This is a genomic window from Sphingobium chungangianum (assembly GCF_977014255.1).
Genome location: NZ_CDRNIV010000006.1, coordinates 1,762,630 through 1,778,663 on the forward strand (window position 1 = coordinate 1,762,630; position 16,034 = coordinate 1,778,663).

Genomic DNA, 16,034 nt, shown 5'->3' on the forward strand with positions numbered 1-16,034 from the left:
GGCGACCCCCTGCGTGCGAGCCACGTTGCTATCCCCTCGGCATTTTCCTCCTGGATCGGGTGCGCGGCGAATATGACGCCAGTTAGCCCTCTCAATTACCTGTCGAAAGGTGGGTCCAACGTCTGATCATGCCAATATTCAGCAGATAGGAGGGTGGCGCACGATCCTCAGACATCGTTGGTCCATGGGAGAGGACGAGATGACCTGTTTCGCAAGCGGACTGCTGATGCCCGAGGGGCCGATCGCGCTGGCGGATGGCGGCCTGATATTGGTGGAGGTGCTCGGCGGCCGCCTGTCTCGCCTCACGTCGGACGGCACGCGCACCACAGTGGCCGATCTGGGCGGCGGTCCCAATGGCGCGGCGATCGGTCCTGACGGACGCATCTATGTCTGTAACAATGGCGGCTTCGGCAAAGTGACCCTGCCGGATGGCGGACTTCTGCCGGTCGAAGCGCCTCTCGACACGCCACCTGGGATGATCCAGGTCGTCGATCCCGTCAGCGGCGTTTTCGAAACTTTGTACGAGTCCACCAAATCCACGCCCTTCTGGGGACCGAATGATCTTGTCTTCGATGAAGAGGGAGGCTTCTGGTTTACCGATTTCGGGAGGGATCGCGGCGCGGCGCGAATGCGCGGCGCGCTTTATTATGCCAAGGCGGACGGGTCGGAGATCCGGCTGGCCGCAGGACCTTTAGACGGGGCGAATGGCGTCGGCCTCTCACCCGATGGACGCACACTCTATGTGGCGCTCACCTATGAGGCACATCTGCTGCGCTATCGGTTGTCGGCACCCGGCGTGATCGATAAAGCGGCATCGCCCACCCCGGACGGGCACAGCATCGTCGGCCGGGCCGGGGCCGGTCATTATCTCGATAGTCTGGCCGTTGACAGCGCCGGGCGCATCTGCTGCGCCTCGCCGGGCAAGGGCGCGATACTGATCTTCCCACCGGAAGGCGGAGCGCCCGAGCAGATTGAAACCGGCGACTTCCTGACCACCAATATCTGCTTTGGCGGCGCTGACGGGCGCGTGGCGTTCGTCACGTTGGGCTGTTCCGGCCAGGTCATATGCTTCCACTGGGACGTGCCCGGCCTGCCCTTGGCATTCGGCTGATCGCGGTCGTCTGGAAATGTAATACCCAGCCCGTAACCCTGCCATCTGGCAGGTCAGACGGACATCCATTGCTGTTTCCTTGCGACATGCCCGAGAAAAGAGCGAATATGCCGTCTGATTGCTATGACTATATCATCGTGGGAGCGGGATCGTCCGGCTGCGTACTGGCCAATCGTTTGTCGGCGGACCCGACCGTCGAGGTTCTGCTGGTAGAGGCCGGGCCAGACGACAGCAGTCCATTGATCGCCATGCCGCGCGGCATCGGCAAGCTGCTGGCGCCGGGCAATCCCCACGTCTGGGATTACGCCGTATCGCCCGGTGGGAACGCGCCCCCGGAAATATGGCTGAAAGGCCGCGCGGTGGGCGGATCCAGTTCGATCAACGGCATGGTCTATGTTCGGGGCGCTCCGGCAGATTACGACGGTTGGGAAGCGGCGGGCTGCACCGGCTGGGGCTGGCAGAGGATGGGCCAACATTTTGTCACGCTGGAGGACCATGCCTTGGGTGCCAAGGCATGGCGTGGTACTGGCGGGCCGCTCAAGGTCAGCGTCCACCCTTCCGGCGACCCGCTTTGCGAAGCCTTCCTGATCGCCGCCCAGCAGGCCGGGACGCAACGGGTGGATGATATGAACGACATGCCGGCCGTGACTGAGGGCGGCATGGCCTATCAACCAACATCCACCTATCGCGGCAGGCGATTCTCGGCTTCCCGCGCCTTTTTGAGGCCGGTGCGCGGACGCCCGAACCTGGATGTCGTGCCCCAGACCGACGTCCTGCGCATCCTGTTCGACGGGCAGCGGGCTAGCGGCGTCCTGCTGCGCGGTAAGGATGGCGTGCATGAGGTCGCGGCGCGGCGGGAGATCATTCTTTCCGCCGGCGCTGTGCAGAGCCCCAAGCTGCTGCAATTGTCGGGCGTCGGGCCCCGCGCCCTGCTCGAATCGCTGGACATCCCGATTGTCGCTGATGCTCCCGCCGTCGGCGCTAACCTTCGCGAACATCGCTATTTGGGCTTCAATTACAGGGTTCGCGGGAACAGCCTGAATCAGAAGCTGTCCGGCCTGGGCCTCGTCATGTCGGCTTTGCGCTATGCCTTCCGGTCAGAAGGTCCACTGACTCATGCGGCACATGAAGTGGGCGGCTTCGTAAAGACCGATGCCGCGCTCGACAGGCCGGACGCGCAGGTCGGTATGGGACTCTATTCATTTCACACGGACGACAAGGGGGCGGTGGCGCTGGACCCCTATCCCGGGATGACCGTCATCGCCTATTATATGCGGCCAGACAGCCAGGGCCATATCAGGATAAGCTCGGCCGATCCGGATGTTGCGCCAGTCATCAACGCCAATCATCTGGCCACCGACGCGGACCGGAGCCATTTCGTCGCCTTGTTTCGGTGGCTCCGCCGGCTAGCGCAACAGCCCGCGCTCAAGGACTGGATCATCGAGGAAACAGGCAAGACCGTCGGCATAGAGGCGGACGAAGACATTCTTGCCAACGCCATGGCCCTTGGCGGCACGTCTTTCCATATTTGCGGGACATGCCGCATGGGCGCGGATGAAGCCTCTGTCGTCGATCCGCAACTTCGCGTTCGCGGCGTCACGGGTCTGCGGGTCGTCGATACTTCCATCATGCCGACGATCGTGTCGGGCAATACCAATGCGCCGGCCATGGCCATCGCGCTCAACGCCGCGGACATGATCCTGCGGCCCAATCAGGACCCCGCCATATGACCGTGCCGTTCACCACATTCGACAAGCTTTATATCGATGGCTCATGGGTCAACGGCGGGGACGAGCGCGACCCCATCATCAATCCCGCCACCGAAGCGGTCATCGGCCACGCGCCGGTGGGCAATGCCGCCGCTGTTCAGGCCGCGATTGCGGCGGCACGCGATGCATTCGATACGGGCCCCTGGCCGCGCTTAGCCATGTCCGAACGAGCGACGTACCTGCGCCGGATGCATGCCGCGCTAAATGCTCGCAGGCAGCAGATCGCAGCGCTGATCGTCGCGGAAGTCGGCTGTTCGCAGGGCATCACGCAGGGGATGCAGGTCGCCAATCCGCTTGACCATCTGCTGGCCGCCGTCGAACATTCGACGCGCGACGACAGCGTCCGCCTGCCCATCGACATCACCCCCGATCCCTTGAACCCCGACGGGCCGAAGAAAATAGGCGGCACCACCGTGGTGCGCGAGCCGGTGGGCGTCGTTGCCGCCATCACAGGCTATAATTTCCCTTTCCTGATCAATTTGGCGAAGATCGTGCCAGCATTGCTCGCCGGCAATACGATGGTGCTGAAGCCGTCGCCCTTCACGCCCTTTTCCGCGCTGTTGTTCGGGGAGATCGCCGAAGAGATCGCTCTGCCAAAAGGGGTGCTGAACATCGTGACTGGTGGGCCGGAGGTGGGGATGAGCCTGACCAGCGATCCGCGCGTCGATCTCGTCACCTTCACGGGTTCCGAAGGCGTGGGCGCCGCGATCATGGCGCAAGCCGCCCCCACATTGAAGCGCGTGCACCTTGAGCTGGGTGGCAAGTCGGCGCTGATCGTCCGTGAGGATGCCGACGTCGCCCGCGCCGCAGGCATGGCGGTCGCGGTGCTCTCGGTCAATGCGGGCCAGGGTTGCGCCCTGCTCACGCGCCTCGTCGTCCATAACAGCATCAGGAAGGCGTTTGTCGAAACAGCCTGCGCCATCGCCAGCCAGTTCAGGATCGGCGACCCCGCCGATCCCGGGGTGGCGATGGGGCCGCTGATCCGCGAATCCCAACGCCAAAAGGTCGAAAGGCTGATCGCCATTGGCCGCGACGAAGGGGCGCGGATCGTGCATGGCGGTGGGCGTCCGGCGGGCCTCGACAAGGGCTTCTTCACGGACATCACGATTTTTGACGATGTCGACAATAGCATGACCATTGCCCAGGAAGAGGTGTTCGGTCCCGTCGGCTGCGTCATCGGTTTCGATACGGACGAAGAGGCGATCCGCATCGCCAACGATTCCCGCTATGGCCTGAACGGCGGTATCGAGACCGCCGACGCCGCCAAGGGCTATGATATGGCGATGCAGATCCGCGCGGGCAGCGTCATGCTCAATGGCGGGACGGGGCGCATGACCTATGCACCGATCGGCGGCTACAAGCGCTCCGGCATCGGAAGGGAATATGGCCCGGACTGGCTGCATGAGTATCAAAATCAGAAGTCGGTCTTCTATCCCATCGGCGGATAGAGCCACTGCCTAGCCGGCGGTAATGCCGCCGTCGACCGCCCAGCACGCGCCATGCACATGGCGCGCGCGATCGGACGCGAGGAACAGAAGCGGCTCCGCCACATCCTCGGGCAGACAGGGCGGCCGCATGCCTGTGTAGCGTGCGAGCAGTTGCGGATCGGCGAACTCGGGGAAGGACATGCCCTGCGTCATTTCCGTCCGCATGGGGCCGGGCGAGAGGATGTTGATCCGCACGGGACTGTTCATCATCTCCATCGCGAGCGACAGCGTCAAACCGACCAAGCCGAATTTCGAGGCAGTATAGGGCGCCAGATAAGCCTGCCCCATGAAACCGGCAGTCGAGGCCACACAGATGATGTTGCCCCTGCTCTCGATCAGGTGCGGCATGGCCGCCTGCATGAGAAAGAAGGGACCGGACAGGTTGGAGGCAATGGTCCGGTGCCATTCCTCCTCCTTGATGTCGGACAAGCGGTGAAACATGACATCGGCGGCGATATTGCACAGAACGTCCAGCCGGCCGAATGCCTTCATCGCCCCTTCGATCACCTCCCTACAACCGCCCGGCTCGCCAAGATCGCAAGCCAGTTCGACACATCGCCCCCCCGCGTCGTGGATCAATCGCCCGGTCTCTTCGAGCTTGGCCCGGCTGCGCCCGACAAGGCAAAGTACCGCACCTTCCCGCGCGAAGGCTAAACTCGTCGCCCGGCCCAGGCCCGACCCGGCGCCGGTGACCAGTACGACCTTGCCTGCAAAGTCCATCCGCATACTCTTTCCAAAACGGGTCGTCAGCGGGATCAAAAAAATGCCGCGCTGAACGCCAGGCATATCGGTGATTACGACGCGTCCAACCTTTCGCCGGATGGGGTAGATTCCGTCACCAGCGCCGTCGCCATTGCGCGCCACGCCGGCGGTGACGGATCGTCTCGTCCCGCTGCTCCGGCGTGACCAGTGGCGTGTCGCCGGGAAGATGCGACCGAAGCTCTGCGGCGGGCACGATCCTGAGCGTCGGCTCCGGCCCGGAACTCGCGCCGGTCCAGCGCAACATCAGCGACCCTTCGTTGCGGCCTGCCGGATCCAGCCAGTTGGGCACGCCCGGATCGTCCAGTGCGATGACGGCGCGGAAGCGGCCATCGCCGTCGAGCCGCGCCTGCGCTGCGTTGAGGCTGCTCTGATGGTTGATCCAGTCGATCGTGTTCCACAACGGATCGTTGAGCTGCACGTTCCAGTAGCGCACCTGATCGGGCACTGCCGTGTCAATGATCATCGCCTCCCCCGGCTCCAACCGGAAGATGCCCTGATAATAATGCTGCCCGGCAACGCCGCCGCGACCGGCCCAGTCGTCATATTCCAGCCTGTTGACGAAGCCCTGCGCCCGCTGCCGCTGGCCATAGCCCAGCGCAAATGCGGCATAGCGTTCGACGAAGGCCGACAGGCGATCGAGCCGATGGGCGATCTCGGCCGCGGGCACCGGACCGCCACCGACGCGCCGGTCCACCCGTTCTATTGCGATGCGCAGATCGCGCCCCGCGCCCCAGTCATAATAGGCATGGCGCAGGCCGATGGTGACCGCGCGCGGGTCGAGCGGAAACCAGTCGCCCGCATGCCCCTCCGGCCGCTCGCCGCCCAACAGGATGTCGAACACTCCGTCGGGGGCCAATGTGCAGGCATCCAGATCGATCATGCCCACCGAAGGCCCCAGATCCTCCATCGGTCCCAGACCGCCCGCGACCAGATCGAGAAACACGAAAACCCCGTCCCCGCGCGTGCCGGACAACCTGTAAACGCCGCTGCCGTCGATCCGCGCCGCGCCATAGATGAAGTCGGGATTGACCCCGACCGTGTTCAGCACACTGCTGACCGACGGCACGAAATCGGGATGATCCGGATCGGCGAATGCCGTCTGGTAGCCGGTGGCGAGGATAGCGAAGAACAGCCGATGGACCTCAGCCCGGGCCTGTGGGTCGCCGGGATCGGCCAGCCTGTCCAGCACGCTTTCCGCCCGCGCCATCCGCTCCAGCCACGTGCGCCATGGAGAGGTTTCAGAGATAGGCACGGTAAGTCTCGATATATTCGGCGAACCTGTCGCTCACCTGTTCGGCGGTCAGGCCATAATCGGCCAGCGTGTAGCTGCGCGGCCCATGTTTGCCCGCCGGATTCTCCCGCAGCCAGCCCAGAATGCCTTTTTCCGAGTCTGGCGTGAAATCCCAGCCGAAATGGTGATAGGCGGCCCGGATGGTCGAAACCGGGTCGGCAACGAGATCCTTGTAGCGCATGTCGTAAATCGGCAGGTCCGGATGCGCCTTGCGATAGTCCATGCAGCACTTCACCCCGTCCCACCAGAGTTGCAGGAATTCGGCGCCCAGCGCATGCAGGTCGAGTTGGTCGTATGATGGCCCACGGATGACGCTGACCAGTTGGGAGATGGAGGCGATGACGGTGGTCGGGTCGCGATGCGGCTGGATGAAGATCGCATCGGGATAGACGTGACGCAGCGCCGGGAGTTTATACATATGCTCCTGAATCTTGAGCACCCAATGCCTGCCGGGATGCCGCCAGCCCAGATGCTGAAGCCACATCTTATGGACCTCGTAGCGAAAGGTCGCGTCTATTCCCTTGAACCAGTCGTAGAAGCGCGGAAGATGCTGGAACATGCACGGATTGCTGCTCTGAAACGAGGTCGTCATGAACGATCCGCATTCCTGCGGGATTTTAGCGCCGAGCGGATGGGCTTTGAGCAATTCGTCGGCATCACCGCCGAGTTGCGCGCGCAGATGCTCATCGAAGCGGGCGATGCGCGGGTCCGTATCGGCGGTTGCGGCTTCGGGCGGGGGCGATGGCTCTGCCACTTCCCACATCAGCGGCGTGCGAACCTGCGGGTCGCCTTCCATCAGGGCATGCAGGAAACTGGTGCCGCATCGGGGGAGGCCGAGGATGAAAAGCGGCTGCCTGATTTCGACATCGGCAATGTCGGGATAACGCGCCCGGTCGTCCGCGATCGCCTTCAGCCGGGACAAGTCATCGGCGATGATATGCAGCGCCCGGGCATGGCCATTGGCGTTAAGTGCCCGGTCTTCCGCCATCGAAGCGAGCAGTTGCTCCAGCCCCGGCCGCACATTGTCCCGTAAATAATCGGGCAGCGGATATTGCGCCAGTAGCGCGTCCGCGGCCGGAAATTGAAATGTCATCGCCATCCTCTCTCAATCCAGTCTGATGACCGTTCTAAGCAGGGTGGCTTTTCTGGACGCGGATGAAAAGCGTCGGCGGCTCCGATGTCGCCTCACGAAAACAGATGTCGGAAATTGCGGCTACTGGGACGGGCGATCAGTGGATCGAAAGCCGGTCACGGAACTGCTGCGGCGAGCACCCCTCCATCTGCCGGAAGGCCACACTGAAGCTTGCCGTGTTCGCAAAGCCGCAGCGATAGGCGATTTCCTTGACCAGAAGCGATCGGTCCATCAACAGGTCCTTGGCTAAAGCCAGCGTATGACGGCGACAAAACGCCGCCGGGCTTTCGCCCGTCGCTGCGTGGAAAAGGCGTTCATAATGGCGGACGCTGATACCGCGTTCGGCCGCCAACTGCCCGATCTCGACTTTGCCGGGCTGCTCCCGGATATGTGTGACAAGGCCGGCTAGATAGCATTGGTCGAACGCCCGGCGACTGGTGAATTGGGCTTGCGCTTCTGGAGCGAATCTTTGCATCATTTCGGCTGCCAGGCCAACGCTGATCGAATCTAGAACGAGTTGCGAACACATCCCTGGCGTCACCAGTTCCTGCTGCGCCCTTAGAAGCAGTGCCGTTACGTGGGGAATGCGCACGTCTATCGTCTCTCGCAGTTGCTGATCGGAAAGTTCCATCGGCAATCCGGTAATCGCGGGGATATCTATTCGGCAAAATAGCGATCTTTGCTCGCGTTCCTGCCAATGCATTTGGAACGGACGCGCGCCCGCATAAAAGCGCACTTCACCTTGCTCGCGATAGTCACACGCAGAAGCGAGATAACGGCCAACAGAGGGGAATCGGGTCATTTCGAAGTAGCTACACGGCGGCGTGAAAGCGATGTCGCTCCGGTCACGCCAAAAAAACCTCCGAACTTCGAAACGGGCGCCTGCGGCAGGACGGGCAGCATCGAGAGACGTCTCCAATTCCTGCGGGAATACGAAGTCCAGATTTGCGGTTCCAGAACGATCGGTATCACGATAAAGTCCTTGCGACATATCTGCCTTGTCCTCACTTCCTTTTCCTGAAATTCCAAGTCTCACCACTAACTATGTGGCGACAGCGATGGGCGTAGGATTCCCCCGATTACAACAATATTAGCTGTGTTCACACACATGGCTTATATGAATAGCAAGGCCATCAACCCAACCAAAATATGTCCGTCATTGTAGGGAGACCTCAAGCGAATGATGAATGCTCCGCTCCAACGGCTGCACCGACAAGAACTGACCTGCTCCACCGGTTGCGCTGGTTGACCCGCTGGTGGGCTTAGATTTCCTTCGCCTCAGTAAAGCTGATCGAAACGAGCCCAAATGTGGCTGTGACATTGTTTCCTCGCCTGGAGTCGCGAACCGGCGACTGTGTTGCGGATGTAGGATCTCATCAAGCCAGCGGGGTTCGATCGACACCATGTCCATGAAGCTATGCAAAGAGCCTGATGGAGCTATCAGATGCCCATGTGATCCGGCGATTTGTTGCGTTTTCACGCCAACGGACCTAGCCTATTCTCGTCGCCGTTTGCGACATTCAGCGCCAAGGTCCGTTCCTTGCTCCGCCTTTAATTGATGGAGCATCTTGAGTTCATTAACTCTTTCAATGCGGGACCCACGAAAGAACCGAGTCGCTCGACCCCACACTGCACAGGAGCATAGCGTTCGCTATTCACCCCTATGAGATCAACAAGAAACTGTCGGATGACGGAGATGAAAATCGGAGATTGAATAGGGTTTTATCTGCTATAAGCACAAAAATGGCATATCCCTCCAATCTATACTCTTACGACGAGAAGAAAAATCGCGTAGGAACTAGGTAAAATCATGTTCAATACATGTCGAACTTCAAATCAATTTTCAGTTTGATATTTCATTCGTTTTTGCTGCCCGTTTGGGTGCGCGATAATCCCGTAGGATCCGGGTCCGCAGCAGCAGCGAAACTCTCGCAAAGACGCGCAAGAAAACTCATGAACCACTTCATGATACTCTCCTATACGTCCCAATTGGATCAAGGTGTAGAGTAATCCGGCAACGCGGACGATGCAACTTAGTAGCGCGGCTACTGAGTATAAGCCTCCGGTGTCGCCAAGAGATATGCTTAGGGTCCCCCAATAGCACGATATGGGTCCTGACCAAGCCTGGATCATCTGCAGGCTTGAAATCCCGGAGCACGCCGACACCTGCGACGTCGAGCACCAGAGACGTTGTATCCCGATGCTGCTTCCATAATACTGCTTCGGCGCCCCCAAGACCTCGTCAAGATTGTCCAGTTCAGGCGCGCATGTGGAAAATCGGGCACTCAGCCAATCAGGACATGGTTTCACAGATTGTGGCGAGCTGGCAGGTGCCTGCTGCGTTCCACATGTTCTAGGGAAGCATAAAGATGCAGGCGAAGCCGCTGCACGGACAGGTTGCCGCGTTGCGGCCGGCTGAGCATCACGGCCATGGCGGCTTCACGCTTCGATGGGATTGGGGAATCCCGGACGCCCTCACGACATCAGGCGAATGCCTGGACGCTGAGCATGGAAAGCGCCAGGCGCGCGTAGCCACGTCCTGACTCCTCCGCCACAGAAATCCGTACATGACCGCTTAGGCTCTACCGTTCGCCCTTGACCTCAACTACGGCCAGCGCTGTGCCTTCGATGCATTCTGCATGCCGGAACAGCGACGTGCCTCGATGGGTAACGAGGCGTTCCATGCCAATCTGTTCAAACAATGCTGCGTCGAGCGTCTGCGCCAGTCGATACAGCGGTCGCGAAATGATTGTCGCACCCATTCCGACCGAAGGAGCCGCAGGCACTATCTGCCGTGCCACGGCCAGGAACAGGCGCAAATCACCCAGGCGAACATTCATGGATGCTGCAAAAGTGCAGACCGTATATGCAAAAATGAGCTGTTGAATGCATTATCGCGTTCAGCCATGCCATCGTGCGTCAGTTTATGGAGTGCAACCAGCACGGCATGGAAAGCGTGAAGTTCTAGACGAAGGTCAAATCTGTGACGGAGCGCCGCCCGATGGCAGTGCGTCGGGCAGCAGCGCGTTCATCATCCGACAATGAGGATGATGATGCGTCGGGAGTTTGCGACACTCCGCGCCCCCAAAGGCGCATAAAGCCTCTGGCGAATCTATAGACCCGCCGTGCCGTTTGAAAGCACGCCCGCATAGCAGGGCTGAGAGATGATGACCCAGTTCGACCTTGCTGACGATCAGCGCGCATGATCGGGATGCTTGAAGGATAGAGCTCCTCATAACCAGGTGCTGGTCGTGTCAGATTAGCAGATGAGCACCCTTAAATTATTGCGGTTACGAGATCGCGCTGTTCGAAAGGCAGATCTCGCAAATACTTACCAACGTCCTAGCGCGGAGGATCCAAAAATCATGGTGAAGAAGCTCTATCCCGATGCTGCATCTGCGTTGGAGGGCCTTCTTTTCGACGGCATGCACCTTTGCGCGGGTGGTTTCGGCCTGTGCGGTATTCCTGAACGGCTGATCGACGCCATCCGCGATTCAGGCGTCAAGGACCTGACCATCGCTTCGAACAATGCCGGTATCGACGGCGAGGGGCTGGGCAAGCTGCTGCGCACCCGGCAGGTGAAGAAGATGATCTCCTCCTATGTCGGCGAGAACAAGGAGTTCGAGCGGCAATATCTGAGCGGCGAACTGGAGGTGGAGTTTTCGCCTCAAGGCACGCTCGCCGAACGCTGCCGCGCTGGCGGGGCGGGCATTCCGGGCTTCTACACCAAGACGGGCGTGGGCACGGCCGTGGCGGAAGGCAAGGAGGTCAAGGTCGTCGACGGGCAGGAATATATATTGGAGCGCGGCATCTTCGCCGATCTGTCCATCATCAAGGGGTGGAAGGCTGACGAGAGCGGCAACCTGATCTTCCGCAAGACCGCGCGAAACTTCAACGCGCCGATGGCGACCGCCGCGAAAATCTGCGTGGCAGAGGTGGAGGAGGTGATGCGGGTCGGCAGCCTGGACCCCGACAGCATCCATCTGCCCGGCATTTATGTGAAGCGCATGATCGTCGGCGCGCCCTATGACAAGAAGATCGAATTCCGCACTGTGCGCCAGAGGGAGACCGCCTGATGCCCTGGACTCGTGACGAGATGGCCGCGCGGGCGGCGAAGGAGCTGAAGGACGGCTTCTACGTGAACCTTGGGATCGGTATTCCGACGCTGGTGGCGAACCATATCCCGGCCGGGGTGGAAGTCACGCTGCAGTCGGAAAACGGCATGCTCAGCATCGGCCCCTTCCCCTATGAGGGCGAGGAGGATGCCGACCTCATCAATGCGGGTAAGCAGACGATCAGCGAACTGCCGAATACCGTCTATTTCTCCAGCGCCGACAGCTTCGCCATGATCCGTGGCGGGCATATCGACTTGACCGTGCTTGGCGCGATGGAAGTCGCGGAAAATGGCGACATCGCCAACTGGATGATCCCAGGCAAGATGATCAAGGGCATGGGCGGCGCGATGGACCTGGTCGCGGGCGTCAAGAAGATCATCGTCGTCATGGAACACACCTCCAAAAATGGCGATCCCAAGTTCATTCCGGCCTGCACCCTGCCGCTGACGGGCAGGAATGTGGTGGACATGATCGTCACCGACCTTTGCGTGTTCCAGCGGCCGGACCATGACAGCCCCTTCAAGCTCATCGAACTCGCGCCGGGCGTGACGGCGGAGGAAGTCGCCGCTAAGACTACGGCTCACATCAATTGGAATGGATAAGCACACTCCAACAGCTCAACGGTTGGTAGAGGTTGACGGGTTCCTCTCACAAGAGCCTCGGCGGCAATGCACGCCCTTGGCCAGAAACCGGCTGGAGTTACGGAGTACGAGACCATGCGTGTAGGGTGGCCTGAGAAGCGGCAGGCAAGAGCGGCGGCTCGCAAACAGCTTGCTTAGGAAAGTTTGATGAAGATCGTTCGCAAGCGAGGCCCAGGCGGGCTCGAAACACTGGAAGTTCACGAGGGACCAGAGCCCAGGTGTGCCCGCGCCGACGAGATCCTTGTGCGGATCCGGGCCAGTTCACTCAACTACCACGACTTTGCTGTCGCCAGCGGGCTGATACCAACCGCAGCTGGCCGAATTCCGATGTCAGACGGTGCAGGTGAGGTGATCGCGGTCGGCGACGGCGTCACTGAGCATAAAGTCGGCGACATGGTGATCTCCACATTCTTTCGGGACTGGCTAGATGGCAAGGTGATTAGCAACGGCATGGAGCAGGTGCCTGGTGACGGTATCGATGGCTTCGCGTGCGAGATGGTATGCGCACCAGCCGTCGCTTTCACGCGGAGTCCTGCAGGCTACACGCATGAACAGGCTGCTACGCTGCCCTGCGCTGCGCTCACTGCATGGCGTGCGATCGTCGTGGAGGGCCAAATCAAGCCGGGGGATTGGGTATTGGTGCAGGGCACAGGCGGTGTGTCAATATTTGCGCTGCAGTTCGCGAAGGCGATCGGCGCGCGGGTGGTCGCGACTTCCTCCTCGCCTCAGAAGCTGGAACGACTCAAAGCAATGGGCGCGGATCACGTCCTTAACTACCGGGAGGAAATCACATGGGGCGATAGCGTCCGACGACTGTCAGGCGGAGGAGTGGATCATGTCGTCGAGGTTGGCGGATCCGGCACGCTTCCTCAGTCAATTGCAGCCGCGCGCAGTGGCGCTCACATTGCGCAGATCGGTGTTCTGTCGGGAGGGAGAGGCCCTATGCCAACCGCCGTTTTCATGAGCAAGCAATTGCGAATGACCGGGATCACCGTAGGAACGCGGCGATCGCAGCTCGACATGATATCCGCGATCGAAACGTTGGGAATCAAGCCGGTAATCGATCGGCAGTTTCCGCTGGAAGCGCTTGCCGACGCGTTCCGCTACCAAGAATCTGGCCAACATTTTGGGAAGATCGTAGTGCAAATTTAAGTCCCCGGACGCTAGCCAGCGCTCGCTCCAACCGAATGACACACCCCATTTGCGTCTGAATCTGTACCGACACGTTAGAGACAGCTTCGCAGCAGTGGCTGTAGTGGGCCAACTGAGATCCTCAGTAATCCCAACCCCGCCCAGTTCCCGCAGGAGAAATGCCTCAGGCGCCGCAGCCCGCGCACATCGACCATGCTCCTCGAAAAATTGCGCAACGAACACCGCGCCGACTGTCCGCCGAAATATTATCCCGCAAATGCGAGCATTTTTAGGATTGATGAAGCGCATCGAAGAAGGATCGAGCTTACTGACCTACTCCACTTCACCAACTATATGAGCTGCTCAGAGGAGCCAAGAACGGCGGAAAGTGGAAGATTCGCCGATCGTCCATCCGCATCATTATCGGCGGCTGGACCAATATTCGCCGTGTAAATGATACCAAATCGGCGTTGCAGCTGCAGAGCGCAATGGTATGTGCACCTGCTAAAACAAACATCATTGAACGTGAGGATCAGGACATTGTCAGACATCGTCATCACCGCTGCCAAGCGCACCGCAGTCGGCAGCTTCATGGGCGCGTTCGGGTCCACACCCGCGCATGAACTCGGCCGTACCGCGATCGTGGCGGCGCTGGCGCAGGCCGGGGTCTCGCCTGACGAGGTCGATGAAGTCATATTGGGGCAGGTCCTGACGGCAGCCCAAGGACAAAATCCCGCGCGCCAGGCGGCGGTCAATGCGGGCATTCCGGTCGAGCGGACGGCGATCGGCCTCAATCAGCTGTGTGGGTCGGGACTACGCGCCGTCGCGCTGGCGGCTCAAGCGATCAAGGCCGGGGACGCACGCATCATGGTGGCAGGCGGGCAGGAAAGCATGTCGCTTGCGCCGCACGCCCAATATCTGCGTGGCGGCGCTAAGATGGGGCCGATCTCCCTGGTCGATACGATGACGCATGACGGCCTGACCGACGCGTTCAACAACTACCACATGGGGGTCACCGCCGAAAATCTGGCGGAGAAATATCAGATCAGCCGCGATGCGCAGGACCAGTTCGCCGTCGCCAGCCAAAACAAGGCGGAGGCTGCGCGTGCATCGGGCCGCTTCAAGGATGAGATCGTCCCCGTCACGATTAAGGGCCGCAAGGGCGACACGGTGGTCGATGCCGATGAATATATTCGGGCAGGCGCGACGCTGGAGGCGATGCAGGGCCTACGCCCGGCCTTCAAGAAGGATGGAACCGTGACAGCGGGGAACGCGAGCGGCATCAACGATGGTGCGGCCGCGCTGGTCCTCATGACGGCAGCAGATGCGGCTCAGCGTAACGCGCCGGTGCTTGGGCGCATCGCTGGCTTTGCGACCTGCGGCGTCGATCCTGCGATCATGGGTATCGGCCCCGCCCCCGCGTCGCGCAACGCCCTAGCGAAGGCAGGCTGGTCGCTCGCCGACCTCGACCTGATCGAAGCCAATGAAGCTTTCGCCGCTCAGGCGCTTGCTGTTGGGCAGGAACTTGGCTGGGACCCGGAGAAGGTGAATGTGAACGGCGGCGCGATCGCGATCGGGCATCCGATCGGCGCATCGGGTGCCCGCGTGTTGACGACCCTGCTCTATGAAATGCAGAAGCGAGACGCGAAGAAGGGCCTCGCCACCCTCTGTATCGGCGGCGGCATGGGTGTCGCCATGTGCATCGAACGCTGAGCTAAGCTTCCCTTCACAAACACGGCCGCCGCTCCCATGGATCGGCGGCTAGTATGATTTAGTGTTCCATCGAACAAATGATAGCTTCATTGATCTAGAGCGGAATCTGATCACTGTGGCTCATTTCCTGTAGCGGTGAAGTAGTTTGCGCATTCTTCGGGGGTGAAGAGTGCGCGCTATAATCTGCCCGCATCCTATCCGATGGTTGCGCCCAGCTATTCCGAAGCCCGACGCGCTGTGGCCCAAAAGCGTGGGCTGGGCCGAAAGTCGGCATTTGATGCAATGGCAAGCCTGTTGCGGTAACCGTCGCCCAGGCCGGAGGGCCAGCGCCGAGGAGCCAATTTACCAGGCTTCTGCAAAGAAAACAGCAGCCAAGGGCACGGCCAAGGCGAAGACAGTCGCACGCAAGCGCTTATCGCTTCGAGGGCCGAAGGATGATCAGTCAGCAAACACCATCGATGCCCCTTCCTCCGTAGCTAGGGCGAGAACGCCAGCTATGCCCAAGGATCCGACAACGGCAAAAACAAACTCCAAGCCAATGTCGTACGCATCCGATAGCGGCCGCCTGACCCAACCGTCCAGTCGCTAGCGGCAGTGCAAACTACGATGCTTGCCCTGCCGCTAACTCGCGCGACTGCTCCCCTATCGTAAGGCGGTCGCTATCGGATGCGTACGCCTTTTATGAAAGCAGCTTCGATTTTCTGCGCGGATGCGGAATTCCGACATTTGACATGAAGCAACCAGGTTTGCCCAAGCGAACAACTGCGGCAGGTTATTGAGGCTTTTCACCACCGCGGAGCTTCTCCGACCCTTGGTAGCCGTTCAGCCTACGGTTTCAAAACTCCGACACCGGACATTAATGGGCGCCCGACAAATGGCTGA

13 protein-coding genes are annotated in these 16,034 nt (G+C 60.5%); 8 read left to right on the top strand and 5 right to left on the bottom strand.

Annotation, left to right across the window (positions count from 1 at the left end):
• The first annotated feature begins 199 nt into the window (after positions 1 to 199).
• The 3 genes from ACWNC0_RS15760 to ACWNC0_RS15770 all read left to right on the top strand — a co-directional run bounded on the left by ACWNC0_RS15760 (position 200) and on the right by ACWNC0_RS15770 (position 4,328).
• Entirely contained in the window at positions 200 to 1,111 is a 912-nt protein-coding gene (locus tag ACWNC0_RS15760) for an SMP-30/gluconolactonase/LRE family protein (protein WP_449472937.1), read from the top strand.
• 107 nt (positions 1,112 to 1,218) lie between these two features.
• Entirely contained in the window at positions 1,219 to 2,841 is a 1,623-nt protein-coding gene (locus ACWNC0_RS15765) for a GMC family oxidoreductase (RefSeq protein WP_449472938.1), read from the top strand.
• The gene (locus ACWNC0_RS15770) at positions 2,838 to 4,328 is read left to right on the top strand and encodes an aldehyde dehydrogenase family protein (RefSeq protein WP_449472940.1); all 1,491 of its coding nucleotides are present in this window, start codon (positions 2,838 to 2,840) and stop codon (positions 4,326 to 4,328) included. The genes ACWNC0_RS15765 and ACWNC0_RS15770 overlap by 4 nt, the downstream gene beginning before the upstream one ends.
• Positions 4,329 to 4,337: 9 nt before the next feature.
• Here the strand turns inward: ACWNC0_RS15770 and ACWNC0_RS15775 are convergent, their stop codons facing one another.
• The 5 genes from ACWNC0_RS15775 to ACWNC0_RS15795 form a co-directional block, all read right to left on the bottom strand.
• Positions 4,338 to 5,087, bottom strand: a complete 750-nt coding sequence (locus tag ACWNC0_RS15775; RefSeq protein WP_449472942.1) for an SDR family NAD(P)-dependent oxidoreductase — start codon at positions 5,085 to 5,087, stop codon at positions 4,338 to 4,340.
• Positions 5,088 to 5,202: 115 nt separating this feature from the next.
• Positions 5,203 to 6,381 (bottom strand): hypothetical protein, encoded by a 1,179-nt coding sequence (locus ACWNC0_RS15780; RefSeq protein ID WP_449472944.1) that lies wholly within the window; start codon positions 6,379 to 6,381, stop codon positions 5,203 to 5,205.
• Complete coding sequence (locus ACWNC0_RS15785; RefSeq protein WP_449472946.1) at positions 6,368 to 7,513, bottom strand: sulfotransferase family protein; 1,146 nt, start codon at positions 7,511 to 7,513, stop codon at positions 6,368 to 6,370. Before ACWNC0_RS15785 ends, ACWNC0_RS15780 begins: the two co-directional genes overlap by 14 nt.
• 136 nt (positions 7,514 to 7,649) lie before the next feature.
• Complete coding sequence (locus ACWNC0_RS15790; RefSeq protein ID WP_449472948.1) at positions 7,650 to 8,183, bottom strand: helix-turn-helix domain-containing protein; 534 nt, start codon at positions 8,181 to 8,183, stop codon at positions 7,650 to 7,652.
• Positions 8,184 to 10,134: 1,951 nt separating this feature from the next.
• Positions 10,135 to 10,392 (bottom strand): hypothetical protein, encoded by a 258-nt coding sequence (locus ACWNC0_RS15795; RefSeq protein ID WP_449472950.1) that lies wholly within the window; start codon positions 10,390 to 10,392, stop codon positions 10,135 to 10,137.
• A gap of 525 nt (positions 10,393 to 10,917) precedes the next feature.
• On the opposite strand from ACWNC0_RS15795, the gene ACWNC0_RS15800 reads away from it, so the two are divergent.
• From ACWNC0_RS15800 to ACWNC0_RS15820, 5 genes are all read left to right on the top strand, one after another.
• A complete protein-coding gene (locus tag ACWNC0_RS15800) occupies positions 10,918 to 11,628 on the top strand; it encodes a CoA transferase subunit A (RefSeq protein WP_449472952.1) in 711 nt (236 codons plus the stop codon).
• Positions 11,628 to 12,269 carry a CoA transferase subunit B gene (locus ACWNC0_RS15805; protein WP_449472954.1) on the top strand — a complete coding sequence of 214 codons (642 nt, stop codon included), beginning with the start codon at positions 11,628 to 11,630 and terminating at the stop codon, positions 12,267 to 12,269. Before ACWNC0_RS15800 ends, ACWNC0_RS15805 begins: the two co-directional genes overlap by 1 nt.
• 186 nt (positions 12,270 to 12,455) lie before the next feature.
• On the top strand, positions 12,456 to 13,460 hold the full coding sequence (locus ACWNC0_RS15810; protein WP_449472956.1) for a zinc-dependent alcohol dehydrogenase family protein: 1,005 nt from the start codon (positions 12,456 to 12,458) through the stop codon (positions 13,458 to 13,460).
• A 519-nt stretch (positions 13,461 to 13,979) separates the two neighbouring features.
• Positions 13,980 to 15,152, top strand: a complete 1,173-nt coding sequence (locus tag ACWNC0_RS15815) for an acetyl-CoA C-acetyltransferase (protein WP_449472957.1) — start codon at positions 13,980 to 13,982, stop codon at positions 15,150 to 15,152.
• Positions 15,153 to 15,314: 162 nt separating this feature from the next.
• Entirely contained in the window at positions 15,315 to 15,455 is a 141-nt protein-coding gene (locus tag ACWNC0_RS15820) for a MucR family transcriptional regulator (protein ID WP_449472959.1), read from the top strand.
• Positions 15,456 to 16,034 lie beyond the last annotated feature (579 nt).

Excerpts from the sequence above, each read along its gene's own strand:
- ACWNC0_RS15790 (WP_449472948.1), bottom strand. The coding sequence starts at position 8,183 with ATGGAACTTTCCGATCAGCAACTGCGAGAGACGATAGACGTGCGCATT.
- ACWNC0_RS15760 (WP_449472937.1), top strand. The coding sequence starts at position 200 with ATGACCTGTTTCGCAAGCGGACTGCTGATGCCCGAGGGGCCGATCGCG.
- ACWNC0_RS15805 (WP_449472954.1), top strand. The coding sequence starts at position 11,628 with ATGCCCTGGACTCGTGACGAGATGGCCGCGCGGGCGGCGAAGGAGCTG.
- ACWNC0_RS15775 (WP_449472942.1), bottom strand. The coding sequence starts at position 5,087 with ATGGACTTTGCAGGCAAGGTCGTACTGGTCACCGGCGCCGGGTCGGGC.
- ACWNC0_RS15785 (WP_449472946.1), bottom strand. The coding sequence starts at position 7,513 with ATGACATTTCAATTTCCGGCCGCGGACGCGCTACTGGCGCAATATCCG.
- ACWNC0_RS15795 (WP_449472950.1), bottom strand. The coding sequence starts at position 10,392 with ATGAATGTTCGCCTGGGTGATTTGCGCCTGTTCCTGGCCGTGGCACGG.
- ACWNC0_RS15810 (WP_449472956.1), top strand. The coding sequence starts at position 12,456 with ATGAAGATCGTTCGCAAGCGAGGCCCAGGCGGGCTCGAAACACTGGAA.
- ACWNC0_RS15765 (WP_449472938.1), top strand. The coding sequence starts at position 1,219 with ATGCCGTCTGATTGCTATGACTATATCATCGTGGGAGCGGGATCGTCC.
- ACWNC0_RS15770 (WP_449472940.1), top strand. The coding sequence starts at position 2,838 with ATGACCGTGCCGTTCACCACATTCGACAAGCTTTATATCGATGGCTCA.
- ACWNC0_RS15800 (WP_449472952.1), top strand. The coding sequence starts at position 10,918 with ATGGTGAAGAAGCTCTATCCCGATGCTGCATCTGCGTTGGAGGGCCTT.